At 45.2% G+C, this 14051-nt stretch carries 11 protein-coding genes and 6 tRNA genes; 12 read left to right on the top strand and 5 right to left on the bottom strand.

All coding sequences use genetic code 11. The features are described from left to right. Positions 1–221: 221 nt before the first annotated feature. The 3 genes from ACU01J_RS19545 to rsgA form a co-directional block, all read right to left on the bottom strand. Positions 222–1637, bottom strand: coding sequence for an SLC13 family permease (locus ACU01J_RS19545; RefSeq protein ID WP_481087191.1), 1416 nt, complete (start codon positions 1635–1637; stop codon positions 222–224). Between the two features lie 164 nt (positions 1638–1801). After that, positions 1802–2680: an archaetidylserine decarboxylase gene (gene asd / locus ACU01J_RS19540; RefSeq protein WP_481087190.1), complete on the bottom strand. Its 879-nt coding sequence runs from the start codon at positions 2678–2680 to the stop codon at positions 1802–1804. 378 nt (positions 2681–3058) lie between these two features. Continuing rightward, the gene (gene rsgA, locus ACU01J_RS19535) at positions 3059–4114 is read right to left on the bottom strand and encodes a small ribosomal subunit biogenesis GTPase RsgA (protein ID WP_481087189.1); all 1056 of its coding nucleotides are present in this window, start codon (positions 4112–4114) and stop codon (positions 3059–3061) included. A gap of 127 nt (positions 4115–4241) precedes the next feature. Between rsgA and orn the strand changes: the two genes are divergently transcribed. Further along, the gene (gene orn, locus ACU01J_RS19530) at positions 4242–4787 is read left to right on the top strand and encodes an oligoribonuclease (RefSeq protein WP_481087188.1); all 546 of its coding nucleotides are present in this window, start codon (positions 4242–4244) and stop codon (positions 4785–4787) included. 41 nt (positions 4788–4828) lie between these two features. Here orn and ACU01J_RS19525 read toward each other — a convergent pair whose 3' ends face one another. Beyond that, on the bottom strand, positions 4829–5539 hold the full coding sequence (locus tag ACU01J_RS19525; protein WP_481087187.1) for a hypothetical protein: 711 nt from the start codon (positions 5537–5539) through the stop codon (positions 4829–4831). Positions 5540–5833: 294 nt separating this feature from the next. On the opposite strand from ACU01J_RS19525, the gene ACU01J_RS19520 reads away from it, so the two are divergent. From ACU01J_RS19520 to ACU01J_RS19495, 6 genes are all read left to right on the top strand, one after another. Beyond that, positions 5834–5909, top strand: a tRNA-Gly gene (locus ACU01J_RS19520). Between the two features lie 57 nt (positions 5910–5966). Next, positions 5967–6043 (top strand) — tRNA-Met (locus ACU01J_RS19515). 2 nt (positions 6044–6045) lie between these two features. Then, positions 6046–6121, top strand: a tRNA-Gly gene (locus ACU01J_RS19510). 186 nt (positions 6122–6307) lie between these two features. Then, positions 6308–6384: transfer RNA gene (locus ACU01J_RS19505), tRNA-Met, on the top strand. 2 nt (positions 6385–6386) lie between these two features. Further along, positions 6387–6462: transfer RNA gene (locus ACU01J_RS19500), tRNA-Gly, on the top strand. 36 nt (positions 6463–6498) lie between these two features. Then, positions 6499–6574, top strand: a tRNA-Gly gene (locus tag ACU01J_RS19495). 613 nt (positions 6575–7187) lie between these two features. Here the strand turns inward: ACU01J_RS19495 and queG are convergent. Further along, entirely contained in the window at positions 7188–8300 is a 1113-nt protein-coding gene (queG, locus tag ACU01J_RS19490) for a tRNA epoxyqueuosine(34) reductase QueG (protein WP_481087186.1), read from the bottom strand. A gap of 204 nt (positions 8301–8504) precedes the next feature. Between queG and tsaE the strand changes: the two genes are divergently transcribed. The 5 genes from tsaE to hfq all read left to right on the top strand — a co-directional run bounded on the left by tsaE (position 8505) and on the right by hfq (position 14039). Continuing rightward, positions 8505–8969, top strand: a complete 465-nt coding sequence (gene tsaE, locus ACU01J_RS19485; RefSeq protein WP_481087185.1) for a tRNA (adenosine(37)-N6)-threonylcarbamoyltransferase complex ATPase subunit type 1 TsaE — start codon at positions 8505–8507, stop codon at positions 8967–8969. Further along, a complete protein-coding gene (locus ACU01J_RS19480; RefSeq protein ID WP_481087184.1) occupies positions 8963–10687 on the top strand; it encodes an N-acetylmuramoyl-L-alanine amidase in 1725 nt (574 codons plus the stop codon). The genes tsaE and ACU01J_RS19480 overlap by 7 nt, the downstream gene beginning before the upstream one ends. Before the next feature lie 14 nt (positions 10688–10701). After that, entirely contained in the window at positions 10702–12645 is a 1944-nt protein-coding gene (gene mutL / locus ACU01J_RS19475) for a DNA mismatch repair endonuclease MutL (RefSeq protein ID WP_481087183.1), read from the top strand. Continuing rightward, positions 12642–13592 (top strand): tRNA (adenosine(37)-N6)-dimethylallyltransferase MiaA, encoded by a 951-nt coding sequence (gene miaA, locus ACU01J_RS19470; protein ID WP_481087182.1) that lies wholly within the window; start codon positions 12642–12644, stop codon positions 13590–13592. The genes mutL and miaA overlap by 4 nt, the downstream gene beginning before the upstream one ends. Before the next feature lie 186 nt (positions 13593–13778). Then, the gene (gene hfq, locus ACU01J_RS19465) at positions 13779–14039 is read left to right on the top strand and encodes an RNA chaperone Hfq (RefSeq protein ID WP_004415850.1); all 261 of its coding nucleotides are present in this window, start codon (positions 13779–13781) and stop codon (positions 14037–14039) included. Positions 14040–14051: the final 12 nt, after the last annotated feature.

Here is a 14051-nt window from a genome sequence, read left to right as displayed (position 1 = left end):
TGCCTTTCCTTATTTTTCAGACAACAGGACGAGAAGAATAGAGCCCATCACCACTGCCTCACACCAATGAAAAGGGGCATTGATGGTGATATCGGCACAATGTTATAGATGGTGGGAATGTAGATTGTTGATCTATATGCTGCTTTTAATAAAACCCCTTCACAGACGTAAAAATCTGTGACCTCTAGCCCAGCACGCTAGAGGTCGATCTAATTTGTTTATCAGGTGAGTATTAAGCTAGCGGCATAAACAATAACTAGTCCTATCACACCGATGATAACTCCGGTTTTTGCCATGTCTTTACTTTCAATTAAGCCAGTTGAGTAGGCCAGTGAGTTAGGCGGGGTGGATACCGGTAGGATCATGCCAAGTGACGCTGAGAAGGCCACGACCACGAGTAAACCCTGCAGTCCGCCAACTGTGGCAAGACTTTCCATTGAAGCACCGATCGCGGCAGCAATTGGCATCAACAAGTTAGCGGTGGCCGTGTTTGACATAAAGTTCGCCATCAGCCAGCAGACAATCGAAAGGGTAAATATTACCGCGATCGGAGAGAGGGATTCATAGTCGATCGCATGAGCAAGTGCTGAAGCGAGTCCGGTTTTATCTAAACCAATACCAATTGCAATACCGCCGGCAACCAGCCATAGAACGTCCCAGTTAATCAGTTTGAGCTCCGCTTTACCCATAATTCCGGTTAGCGTAAAGACCGCTAGTGGGAGGATAGATACGACGTAGGTGTTCATTCCGTGAAGTTTGGTCGTCATCCACAGCAAGATAGTTGAGGCAAAGGTCGCATAGACGACGATAGCACGCCAATTTCTTTGAAATTTACCCTCCAGTTTCAGTTTCATCTCTTTCTGTGCGGATGGAAAGAGCTTTTGTAGTAAGAACCAAGCGATAGTGAGCTGAATAATGACGAACGGTAAACCCATCATCATCCAGCTGAGAAAATCGATACTGTTCTCACCGGTTAAATACTGAAGGGCAATGGCGTTGGGTGGCGTACCAATTGGAGTCGCGATACCGCCGGTGTTGGCCGCAATAGGAATACACAACACTAGCGCTTTGATGCCGAGATCGCCCTTTGGTGCTGAAGCAACAATTGGACCTAGTAGTGCCAACATCATTACGGTTGTGGCGGTATTAGACATAAACATTGAGAACACTGCAGTGATCAGCATTAAGCCAAGCATGATGAATCTAGGCTGGTGGCCAAATGGTTTGAGTAATACTCGCGCAAGGTTATTGTCCAACTCATATTTGGAGGCTGAAATGGCCAGCGCAAAACCACCCATAAACAGGATGATAATGGGAGAAGAGAAGGCACTAAAAATATCGGTGTATTTCATCAACTCGCCAAGGTCATGGCCGGCAGGTGGTGTTCGAAACAGGTGCAGCCCTTTATCTGAGATCATGACCAGTTCTAGGGCGATGATCAAAATTGAGGTAGCAAAAACCGGGACAGGCTCTAATACCCACAGTAGAGCGGCGAGGAGGAAGATTGCCAATAATCGATGCTGAATGAGAGTCAGATCATCGATTGGGATCCAGTCAATTGGCATAAACAGCACGACCATTGGCAAGCCGAAGCTAATCAGTAGCTTAACTATTACCCCAAGATCTATCTTTGGCATATCAACCTCAATTTCAACGTTTGAGGCTATAGCTTAATTTACAACAAAATGAGTGTCTTAGACCGAGTCTGGAGTTTTAATAAACAGTTAAAATTGTTGCAGTGAGTTTGTTTTGGGTCAAAAAAAGCCCCGACGAATCGAGGCTTATACAGAGGGATTGGATATTAAGCTTGTTCTGATTCCGCTTGTGCTGTATGTGCGTACGGCGTGCCCATCACAGTCGATTGACCATTTTGCATTGTCTCATCAAAGGTAATTGCACCTTTAGCGAATAGGTTGATTACGGTAGAGCCAAGCTTGAAGCGGCCCATCTCTTCACCTTTTTTCAGGATCACGGCTTTGTCACCTTCCGCAGGGTAGTCCCACTTGTACACTGAGTTGCCACGTGGTGGTGTTACTGTGCCTGCCCATACTTGCTCGATACTACCAACAATAGTTGCACCCACAAGAACTTGTGCCATTGGGCCAAACTCGGTATCAAAAATACATACGACACGCTCATTACGTGCAAATAGGTTAGGCACATTTTCTGCCGTCAGTGGGTTTACTGAGAATAGATCGCCCGGTACATAAATCATCTGACGCAGTGTACCGTCGCATGGCATGTGAACGCGGTGGTAATCACGTGGTGACAAGTATAGGGTAGCGAATTCACCGTCAGCGAACTCTTCGGCAAGTGCAGCATCACCGCCCAGTAGCTCTTGAGCTGTGAAATCGTGGCCTTTAGCTTGGATAAGCTTGCCGTCCGTAATTGGACCAAACTGGCTAACGCAAGCGTCAGCTGGGTGGGTGATTACGCTTTCTTCTTCAGTAATTGGACGCGCGCCTTCTTTTAGCTCACGTACAAAGAACTCGTTAAACGTCTTGAAATGTTTTGGATCTGAATGCAGTGCTTCATCCATATTGACGTTGTATTGTTTGATGAACCAGCGAATGATTGCTGTTGTTAGACCGCCAGCTTTTGCAGAAGCGAGCTTACCCACTAAGCGGGTTAGCCCATGCTGTGGGATCCAATATTGCAGTCCAACTTTAATCTTATCCATGGTGTTCAATTCCAATGCTATTTTCATGATTGACTATATTCTGGGCGCGAGATGTTACTCAAATTGTGCCCAAAAGTCAGTAGTTACTAGGGTCTGTTGACCTTTTGCGGTTAAATTTTGTTCGAGATAAAAGCGTTTTAGTCGCGGCGAGAGGTTTGTCGCCTAGCCATTCTAAGCAAAACACCTCTCAACAAAGAGTAAAACGCTTTTAGCCGAACCCTTCGGGCAGCGTTTGTGGCTCCTTTCTGCTGCGTTATCGGCTTATCAGGTAGAGCTACTACAATTCAAAGCCTCTGCCTTGCATAAAGAACCCACAAACCGCTGCAAAAATCAGCTCAAAAGGTCAACAGACCCTAAAGTTTGCTTGCAAATTTGCTGCTACAAATCTGCTTTTTTGCTGCGGGAGTATTGGCGATTGGCTTTCACTTCCGCCATGCTCTCTAGAATACGGTGATAGTTTGCGAAGCGGATCTCGTTGATCTCTCCGTCCTCTACCGCTTGGCGTAGTACACAGCCCGGGTCGTCATTGTGTTTACAATCACGGAACTTACAGCCGCCAAGGAAAGGTCGAAACTCGACAAACGCTTTGGTCACTTCTTCTGCTTCTAAGTGCCACAAACCAAACTCGCGCACTCCTGGTGAGTCAATCAGATCACCACCTGTTGGGATATGATAAAGACGTGAAGCGGTTGTGGTATGTTGACCAAGGCCTGAGTTTTCAGAAACCTCGCCTTCTTCAACGTTGAACTGTGGCATCAACGCGTTAACTAAGCTCGATTTACCCACCCCTGATTGACCAACGAAAATATTGATACGATCTTTAAGCTCTGCTTCAAGCTCAGCAATACCTTCACCAGTCTGCTTACTGACGAATAACACTTTATAACCAATACGCTCGTACTCTTTAAGCCACTCACGGTACTGTGTTAATTGCTCTGGTTCGAGTAGATCGATTTTGTTCAACATTAGGATAGGTGCGATGTTGAGGGTTTCTGAAGCAACCAAGTAGCGATCAATAATATTGAGCGATAATTCTGGCAGCACTGAGGAGACAATGATCATTTGATCAACGTTCGCAGCGACAGGTTTTAAACCGTCGTAGTAGTCAGGACGAGTTAGAATTGAAGTGCGAGGCTCAACAGCTTCAACAACACCACTGATGCCTTCCATTGATTCTAGTCCTGGGCGCCAAATTACTTTATCGCCAGAAACGAGAGTCTCAATACCACGACGAAGGTTACAGCGCTGGACTTCACCAGTTTCGCTGTCTTCGATATCAGCGTGCTGTCCAAAGCGGGTGATAACCAGGCCGGTTTTACTGCTACCTAGCATGGACTCATCCCATTGAACGGAATCTTCTTGCTTAAGTTTGCGCTTCTGGTTGTGACGAACTCGTCTCACCTGACCTTTGGTTAGCTTTTTCTTTTTAGCCACGTTTCTCTACTTCAGTTCATTAATTTATCGAGTGATACCAGCAAGAAGGTGAGCAGCTCACGCTATCTTGGGGATCGGAATTTGGGTATAGTACCTCTTTTATCATAAAACCAATAGGCAACGATTTATGTCCTTTAGTGATCAAAATTTAATTTGGATTGATTTGGAGATGACGGGACTTGACCCTGAAACTCACAAAGTGATCGAAATTGCTACCATTGTCACGGATAGTGAATTGAATATTTTAGCTGAAGGACCAGTACTTGCCATTCATCAGCCAGAAGAAGAACTACAAAAAATGGATGAGTGGTGTACCACAACTCATACTGGTAGTGGTTTGGTCAAGCGCGTACAAGAAAGCAAAATTGATGAACAAGAAGCGGTTCGTCAAACCATCGAGTTTCTAAAGAAATGGGTCCCTAAAGGTAAGTCACCGATTTGTGGTAACAGCGTTGGTCAAGATCGTCGTTTCTTGTACAAACATATGGCTGAGTTGGAAGAGTATTTCCACTACCGTTATATCGATGTGAGCACTTTGAAAGAGCTAACACGCCGTTGGAAACCAGAAGTACTGGATGGGTTTAGCAAGACGGGTAGCCACCTAGCCCTAGATGATATTCGCGAGTCGATTGCAGAGCTGCAATATTATCGCAAAACGATTATCTCAATCTAATCATTAAAACCAGCACTCGATGCTGGTTTTTTTCTGCTCTTTTATGGGACCGGTAAAAAGACAAATTGCGCCACACCATGTGCAACTTTAGTGATGCCGCGGTTGGTTTTGTCCGCCACAATCAGCGCCATCATATCTTGGATCATCACCATCTTAGTAAATAAACGGTCGAAGCTAATATCACCGCCATTTTCTGTCGTTTGATTGGTATAGATGAATGGGTTGCCGTTGTCATCTTTGCGGTGATAGAGTCGCCAAACAAATATCTCGATGTTTCTTGCGCTGTTATACAGAGATTGTTCATCCAAAGAATCGAGAATAAAAAATTCTTGCTGGTGGTTATAAGAGCGCCTTAGCATCTCCGATAGACCAACAGTTGCAGCAAACACGCGATCGCCCTCGAAGCTCTCATCAAAACTCAGTAATATCGCGTCAATCCCAGTGACACCACCAAGCTCATCAAAAACCAGCGGCGGTAGGGCAATACTCTCTTCTGGCCCAAATATTTGTTCAATACGACTGTTGATGGTAGCGGAGGGATTCTTACTTAATTGAATTGGGTTTCTAACGTAGAGTTTACGCGTCAACTCGACCATTTGAACTTTAAGCTGTTTGGCATGAACATCCATGACAAAATCTACGTCGCTCTTCCCTAGGTTTCGCATTGGTTTAGGCATTGAGCCACAGCCTGTAACTATTACTGCCAGTAATACAGTACAGATGAGCTGAAACAATCTTGCGCTGAATTGCATATGCGCCTCTTATTTTTAAGTAGCTTCAGGGGGGGCAAAATTTATACTGAACAGTTATATAAGAAACGGAAAACATTCGCGATGAGTAACCTTCAAAACACCGCTGAATCTCGCACTTTGTTGTTTCCTCACAAGGCCTAATTGACATTTAGTATATTTTTCAAGCTTTTTGATTGATAAGTGTGTGCTTTTTATCCGATAAGAAAAAAAAAGATGATTTTTTTGATGAAGGACTTGCATCACAAAAAAATGCTCTTATAATTCGCAGCCCTGAATGACGGAAACGTTGTTGATGCGACACTAGCTCAGTTGGTAGAGCGCAACCTTGCCAAGGTTGAGGTCACGAGTTCGAACCTCGTGTGTCGCTCCACTTTTCTTTAAGTGGAAAGGAAGAGGCTCTCATCATGCCTCAAATGGTGAATACGGACGCGGGGTGGAGCAGCTTGGTAGCTCGTCGGGCTCATAACCCGAAGGTCGTCGGTTCAAATCCGGCCCCCGCAACCAAAGCGACACTAGCTCAGTTGGTAGAGCGCAACCTTGCCAAGGTTGAGGTCACGAGTTCGAACCTCGTGTGTCGCTCCAATTTATAGCCCTCATCGTGCTTAACGGTGATAAAGATGCAACACCCGCTCAGTTTGATTGAGCGCAACCTTACCAAGGTTGAGGTCACGCCTTTTTGCTTATGAATAGGAAACCTCGTGTGTCGCTCCACTTTTCTTTAAGTGGAAAGGAAAAGGCTCTCATCATGCCTCAAATGGTGAATACGGACGCGGGGTGGAGCAGCTTGGTAGCTCGTCGGGCTCATAACCCGAAGGTCGTCGGTTCAAATCCGGCCCCCGCAACCAAAGCGACACTAGCTCAGTTGGTAGAGCGCAACCTTGCCAAGGTTGAGGTCACGAGTTCGAACCTCGTGTGTCGCTCCAATTTATAGCCCTCATCGTGCTTAACGGTGATAAAATGCGACACTAGCTCAGTTGGTAGAGCGCAACCTTGCCAAGGTTGAGGTCACGAGTTCGAACCTCGTGTGTCGCTCCAAATTTTAGAGTGCTTGGCTCACACGAGGAACCTCGTGACTGAATCCAGCCGAGACGCTCCAAATCCCCTTCAAATGACACATTCATTTGAAACGGCCATAGGCCACCGCTCTTTAGCTAATGCTGCGAAGCATGAACCCCAAAAAACCGTAAGAAGTCCTCCTATATATTAGGTGGGCGTTTTTATGTCTGAATTTATTGTATAAGCACGGGATGTGCTGATGAAAAAGCGATAGCAAACCCTGTGTGAGCTAGGCATCTACACATCAGTCAACAGACTTATCCACACTTTTCTCGTTGTGGATAACTTGGTGGGTAACCCAAAATTAACTCAGAAAGAGTGCTTGACGAAAAAGATCTTTTTGTTTTTTAAGCTTGCTTGCTTGTGTTGTTTGTGTATTTAAGTTATTGTTTTTTAAATGAAATGTCGATTTTTTCATACTCGGCCCTACATAGTGTTACGATCATTAAGTCACTGTTTTTTGATCCTAGTCATTTCTTTGCATTGTGATTAACTTCTTTATCTGTAAGAAAATGAGTAATCATCCTTTCTTTTTTCCACATTTTCATTTTTGGATCTAAATCAACTTATCGACAACTAATTTCGGCAAGTATTATGCATCTCTAGGTAGTCCTTTCTCGACAATTCTGATAAGGCGATTGAGCTTTGTTGAACTGAGAGGCAGTTGAGACTGCTGCTGCGCTAAAGCCCAGTGGATATGTTCGTCTAAAACTTCAGTAAGTCCTATACGTGTTTGGAGTGCATCGACAATCGATTGTGAAAAAGGGGCATTTCCCATGGCAATAGATAAATTGCGTAGCCATTGAAGGTGGCCAATTCGACGAATCGCTGAACCTTCCATATTTTTTAAGAAAGTCTCTTCATCCCATAGGAACAGAGTAACTAAATTTGAATCTTCAAACGCTTCGCGTCGATGAAAGTCTTTCTGTTCAGTTATCTCTGAAAAACGATTCCAAGGGCAGACCAATTGGCAATCATCGCAACCATAGATGCGATTGCCCATCTCCTGACGAAACTCTTCGGGAATGACACCATCAAATTCTATCGTCAGATATGAGATACAGCGCCTTGCATCAACAACACCGTCAGCAACGATAGCTTGCGTTGGGCATGAAGTGATGCAGGCTTTGCATTTTCCACATTCATCTACACTCGGTTCATCAATCGGTAGAGGAAGGTCGATCAGCAGCTCACCCAAGAAGAACCACGAGCCGCACTCTTTATCGAGTACTAAGGAATGCTTGCCAGTCCAACCAAGCCCCGCTTTTTGAGCTAAGGGACGCTCTAGAATTGGTGCTGAGTCTACAAAAGGTCGATAACCGAATTGGCCGACCTCTTGTTCAATTTTTTGGCCGAGCTTCTTCAACTGATTACGGATGAGCTTGTGGTAATCACGACCAAGTGAGTAGCGGCTAATATAAGCTTGGCTTGGATCGGCTAGATTTGCCGCAAAGCGTGCTTCAGGGGGTAAGTAGTCCATACGCGCGCTAATGACTCGTAGCGTCCCCGGCAGTAGCTCATTTGGGCGTGCTCTCATCATACCGTGGCGCGCCATCCAATCCATGTCACCGTGGTAGCCCGCATCTAACCATCTTTGCAGTTCTTGTTCGTGCGCTGAGAGGTCTACATCGCAGATACCAACTTTTTGGAAGCCAAGTTCTTGACCCCAAACTTTGATCTTTTCGACGAGCTCTTGATAGTTCATGCGGATACGCCTTAGTTGAAGGGGCAGGATCTTAACGGATCTTATTCATAGGATCTAGGCGGCTAATAGGGAAAAATACCAAGAAATCGCTGATTTTTCGTTTTACTTACACAAGATCTCTTGTCTCTCAAATCCAACCCAGTTTACTATTCCTGTTCTTTTGATTTTTATAGTCACCGCATTAGACCCTAGAGATTGATCTTCATGACCACCAAACAATTTGCCCTAAAAGACGAACACGCGACGATTCAATTAGGGACAGCCTTGGCTAACCAGTGTTCTCAGCAAACCACGATCTACTTACATGGTGATCTTGGTGCAGGAAAGACCACATTTAGTCGTGGTTTTGTACGTGCGCTAGGACATCAAGGTAATGTAAAGAGTCCAACTTACACTTTGGTTGAGCCGTATCAGCTCGATCAATGGCAGGTTTATCATTTTGATCTTTATCGCTTAGCTGATCCAGAAGAGTTGGAGTTTATGGGAATTCGTGATTACTTTACTCCAGATGCAATCTGTCTTGTTGAGTGGCCAGAAAAAGGGCATGGTTTATTGCCTGAACCCGATCTGGATATTGACCTGCGTTATCAAGGCGAAGAGCGTGTGGTTGAGCTGACTGCAAACAATCAATATGGATGTCAATTATTAGAACAGTTGGAGTTATGTTGAAGAGTCGATTATTAAGAGCTGTTTTCTTTCCGTTTCTCCTCGCTCTTACCTTAGTACCTAGTTTGGCTTTTGCGAACGCTTTAGAAGGCGTTCGTGTTTGGCCATCCCCTGATGAGACGCGTGTTGTTATCGATCTGAAATCGGAAGCGGAATATAGCTATTTCACGCTTTCTAGCCCTTCACGCTTGGTGGTCGATCTGGAAAAGACCACTTTAAGCACCAAACTGCCTATCAATATCTCAGATAGTCCAGTTCTGAAAAAAATTCGTAAGAGCTCTCCGCCAGATAAAGGCACTTATCGTTTGGTGTTTGAACTGAGCCGCAAAGTAACGCCTCAGCTATTTAAACTGGCCCCAACTCCAGGCGGGCAGTATGGTCACCGATTGGTGATTGATATGCCTCATGGTAGCCAAAAAGGCTCAACCCCAGTCACTACAAAACCAACCGGCCCAACTACGGTGAGCCGTGATGCCTCTCAGTTACTTGGTACTGCAGATATCGTTGTTGCAATTGATGCTGGTCACGGTGGTGAAGACCCAGGATCGATCGGCCCAAGTAAGAAATATGAAAAGCATGTGACGTTAGCGATTTCAAAGAAAATTGTAGCGCAAATTAATGCCATTCCAGGAATGAAAGCGGTATTAACCCGCAGAGGTGATTACTACGTAAACCTCAACAAGCGTTCAGCTATTGCGCGTAAAAACAAGGCGCATTTATTAGTTTCTATTCACGCAGATGCTTTTCGTTCACCGAAGCCTCGTGGCGGCTCGGTATTCGTGTTGAATACTCGCCGGGCGAATACAGAAATAGCGCGTTGGGTTGAAAACCATGAAGCACAGTCTCAGTTACTAGGTGGTGCTGGGGATGTGCTTGCTAAGAACACCAATGACAAAAATGTCAGTCAAACGCTGCTTGATCTGCAATTTAGCCACTCACAAAAAGAGGGCTACAAGGTTGCGACTAAGATTTTGAAAGAGATGAAGCATGCGGGTATCTATTTACATAAGAAAGAACCTGTGAACGCAAGCCTTGCGGTACTGAAATCACCAGATATTCCATCTGTGTTAGTCGAGACTGGCTTTATTTCTAATCCAACTGAAGAGAGATTGCTTTTCCAGCGTAGTCACCAAGATAAGATCGCTCGCTCTTTAGCCAAAGCGATCGTTCAGTATTTTGAAGCAAACCCACCAGAAGGGACGAGATTTGCTAACCGTGGTAAAACCATTAAGCATAAAGTGTCGCGCGGTGAGTCATTGTCTGTCATCGCCAAGAAATATGGCACATCGACCAAGGTGATTATGCAAACCAATAAGCTAAAAAGCAGTAGTTTAGCCATTGGCCAAGTGCTGACTATCCCTGGTACATCTAAGCCTGTTAGTGTACCGAAAGTTAGCAACCCGGTTGAGACTAAAACACTCACGCATGTGGTTGAAAAAGGTGATTACTTAGGTAAGATTGCCGCTAAATATAAAGTGTCAGTTTCGGCGATTAAACGTGAAAACAACTTGAAGTCAGACACACTTAAGTTGGGTCAGAAACTTAATATTACCGTCAGCATGAAGGATCAACCTCTGCGTAAGCATACTGTGAAACGTGGCGAGTTCCTTGGCAAGATTGCTAGCAAGTACAGTGTCAGTGTCAGTGGCATTCGAAAAGCGAATAATCTACGTTCAGATCAATTGGCGGTTGGCCAAGTGTTGATTATTCCTCGTAACTAACAGTGTGATCAAACATGACGATTAAAATTCTTCCAGCTCGTCTTGCTAACCAAATAGCTGCGGGTGAAGTGGTTGAGAGACCCGCTTCTGTTGTCAAAGAGTTGGTGGAAAACAGCTTAGATTCAGGTGCTACGCGTATCGATATTGATATTGAGAAGGGTGGCGCTAAGCTGATTCGCGTGCGAGATAACGGCAAAGGCATCGTCAAAGATGAGCTTGGCCTTGCACTTAGTCGTCATGCAACCTCCAAGATTCACACCTTGGATGATCTTGAAGCCATCATCAGTTTAGGCTTTCGTGGTGAAGCTCTGGCAAGTATCAGCTCTGTTTCTCGTTTGACGATGACGTCCCGCCCTGCGACACAAGAGCAAGCTTGGTCTGCATACAGTGAAGGACGAGAGATGCAGGTCAAATTGCAACCTGCAGCGCACCCGATTGGCACCACAGTAGAAGTGCTCGATCTGTTTTTCAATACGCCAGCACGGCGTAAATTTCTCCGTACCGAAAAAACCGAGTTTGCCCATATTGATGAGCTGCTCAAGCGAATTGCTTTAAGTCGCTTCGATGTGACGATCAACGTGAGACACAACGGCAAGTTGATCAAACAGTACCGAGCAGCGAAAACTGATGCACAGGCAGAGAAACGTATCGCGGCAGTGTGCGGCAGTGCGTTTGTTCGTCATATGCTCAAAATTGAGCTGGAGCACCAAGGGTTAAAACTTCACGGTTGGATTACGGCGCCAGAAGGGGCTCGCCAACAAAGTGATCTTCAGTACTGCTACGTCAATGGGCGGATGATGCGTGACAAGTTGATCAATCACGCGATCCGTCAGAGTTACGAAACCAGCCTGCGCCCAGATCAATTTGCTACCTATGTATTGTTTATTGAGCTTGATCCGCACCAAGTCGATGTTAACGTTCACCCTGCTAAGCATGAGGTGCGTTTCCATCAAGCACGACTAGTGCATGATTTTATCTATCAAGCGCTAAGTGACGCTCTAGCGCAAAGCGCTCATATCGACAAACCAGAGCAAACTGCTTCCGCTTTCCATATCGAGCCTGCGCATACTGAGTCTGAGGTGGCTCCTGTCGAGTCGTCAGCACAAGTCTCTTCGCAAGAATATCAAGCGATCGAATCGGTCCCTTCCTATCCGGGTAAAACGGATTATCAACAAAGTAGAGACAATCTTCGTGAAGCGCGACCTAGCAGTGAGTGGAATGAGTCGCGCCCTACCAGTAAGCCAAGGGTTACTGAGCGTTATAGCGAACCTGCGCCAAGCCAGCGAGAAGTAAAGGCCTACCAAGAGCTAATGCAGACGCCAGAGTGCGAACCCATTCAAGCAGAGCAGCCTAAGCAAGAAAAAACTATGGAACAAGCACCATTGCCTGTGGTCGAAGCTTTAGGTAAAGCGATGCATGTGGTTCAAGGGCATTATCTGGTGATGGGCGGTAAGACAGGTACTTGCTTGGTGAACTTGGCGAAAGCAGAGTGGCTGCGAGTCAATGGTCAATTAGCTACACACCGCGGCAGTTTAAAGAGCCAACCACTATTAGTGCCGTTATCTCTTAAATTGGATGATGAATTACTTGATACCGCCAATAAGCTAGAGCCAGTGTTGAAAGTATTTGGCATTGAATTGAAAGCACGTGGTAGCAAGGCGTTGATGATCATGGGGGTGCCGCAGCCGCTTCGACAACAAAATCTACAACAACTGTTGCCAGATCTGTTATCTTACGCCGCTTCGTATGTCGCCAGCGAACAGCCACTAGATCATGCCCAGTTAGCAAACTGGTTAAGTGATCAAATTACTCAGGTAAAAAGCGACTACACTTTATCGGAAGCAATTCAAATCATTGCTGATATTGAACAACTTTGGCAGGGGCAGCTTCCACTAGGGGACGCCACCTTCGTCAGGCCTGTTGATTTTTCTGCAACTATTGCAGCTTTAGAATTATGAAAAACAAAGAATTACCTTTGGCTCTGTTTTTAATGGGGCCAACCGCATCAGGCAAAACAGATTTAGCGATTCGCCTAAGAAAGAAGTACCCAGTAGAGATAATCTCAGTCGATTCAGCTTTGATTTACAAAGGGATGGACATAGGTACTGCTAAGCCTGATGCGCAAGAGCAGGCGTTAGCACCTCACCGTTTGATCGATATTTTAGATCCTCGTGAAGCCTATTCAGTCGCCGATTTTCGCCGTGATGCGTTGAATGAAATGAACAAAATCGTTAAGCAGGGCAAGATCCCACTATTAGTGGGGGGCACAATGCTTTACTACAAGGCATTGTTGGAAGGCTTATCACCTCTTCCAGCTGCGAATCCAGAGATCCGTCAGCAAATTGAGCAAGAAGCATTGACTGACGGCTGGGATAAGCTCCACGATGAACTGAAAGAGATTGATCCTGTCTCCGCTGAGAGAATCCACCCGAATGATCCACAAAGATTGTCTAGGGCATTGGAAGTTTATCGAATTTCAGGTAAAACTCTTACTGAGTTGACTCAAATCAAAGGCGAAAGTCTGCCTTATCGAGTTAAACAGTTTGCAATAGCTCCCAAGGAAAGGGCTGAGCTCCATCGTCGAATTGAACTACGCTACGAGAAAATGATAGAAGCGGGTTTTGAAGATGAAATGCGAGCACTTTATGCTCGTGATGATCTTCATCCGGATCTACCATCGATTCGTTGTGTAGGTTATAGGCAGATGTGGGACTATTTGGATGGGAATTGCACGTTAGATGACGCTATCTTTAAAGGTGTCTGTGCAACTCGTCAATTGGCCAAGCGACAAATCACCTGGTTACGCAGCTGGGATGATTTAACTTGGTTAGATAGTGAGAACATTGAACACGCGCTAGAAACTGTTTCAAATGCAATAGCATCTGAAGGTTTTAGCTGTGTATAATGTGATCGCTTTTGCGTGAATGTACCCTGTAAAGGATCTGTTACTTGAAATTTCGGTTTAAAGTCGTCATAACAGGTAACGACAGGGTGTTATTTTATTCGTTTAGCTCAGAGCAAAGGCCGCACTTTGTGCAGCGCACCACTAGCTAAATAACTAAAACAAAATTACAAAATAAGGAAAATAAAAATGGCTAAGGGGCAATCTTTACAAGACCCGTTCTTAAATGCATTACGTCGTGAACGTATTCCAGTATCTATCTACCTTGTAAACGGAATTAAACTACAAGGTCAGATCGAGTCATTTGACCAATTTGTTATCTTGCTGAAAAACACAGTTAACCAAATGGTGTACAAGCACGCTATTTCTACGGTAGTTCCTGCTCGTCCAGTGAGCCACCATAGCGGTGATCGTCCACAAGGTGATCGTCCAGAGAAATCAGAAGATTAATTTTCTGAATTA

This window comes from Vibrio sp. 2433-A1, from assembly GCF_056726085.1.
Note: the sequence above shows the minus strand (reverse complement) of the source record. Positions and strands in the feature narration are given on the sequence as shown.

Excerpts from the sequence above, each read along its gene's own strand:
- ACU01J_RS19545 (WP_481087191.1), bottom strand. The coding sequence starts at position 1,637 with ATGCCAAAGATAGATCTTGGGGTAATAGTTAAGCTACTGATTAGCTTC.
- mutL (WP_481087183.1), top strand. The coding sequence starts at position 10,702 with ATGACGATTAAAATTCTTCCAGCTCGTCTTGCTAACCAAATAGCTGCG.
- miaA (WP_481087182.1), top strand. The coding sequence starts at position 12,642 with ATGAAAAACAAAGAATTACCTTTGGCTCTGTTTTTAATGGGGCCAACC.
- asd (WP_481087190.1), bottom strand. The coding sequence starts at position 2,680 with ATGGATAAGATTAAAGTTGGACTGCAATATTGGATCCCACAGCATGGG.
- hfq (WP_004415850.1), top strand. The coding sequence starts at position 13,779 with ATGGCTAAGGGGCAATCTTTACAAGACCCGTTCTTAAATGCATTACGT.
- queG (WP_481087186.1), bottom strand. The coding sequence starts at position 8,300 with ATGAACTATCAAGAGCTCGTCGAAAAGATCAAAGTTTGGGGTCAAGAA.
- ACU01J_RS19480 (WP_481087184.1), top strand. The coding sequence starts at position 8,963 with ATGTTGAAGAGTCGATTATTAAGAGCTGTTTTCTTTCCGTTTCTCCTC.
- tsaE (WP_481087185.1), top strand. The coding sequence starts at position 8,505 with ATGACCACCAAACAATTTGCCCTAAAAGACGAACACGCGACGATTCAA.
- orn (WP_481087188.1), top strand. The coding sequence starts at position 4,242 with ATGTCCTTTAGTGATCAAAATTTAATTTGGATTGATTTGGAGATGACG.
- ACU01J_RS19525 (WP_481087187.1), bottom strand. The coding sequence starts at position 5,539 with ATGCAATTCAGCGCAAGATTGTTTCAGCTCATCTGTACTGTATTACTG.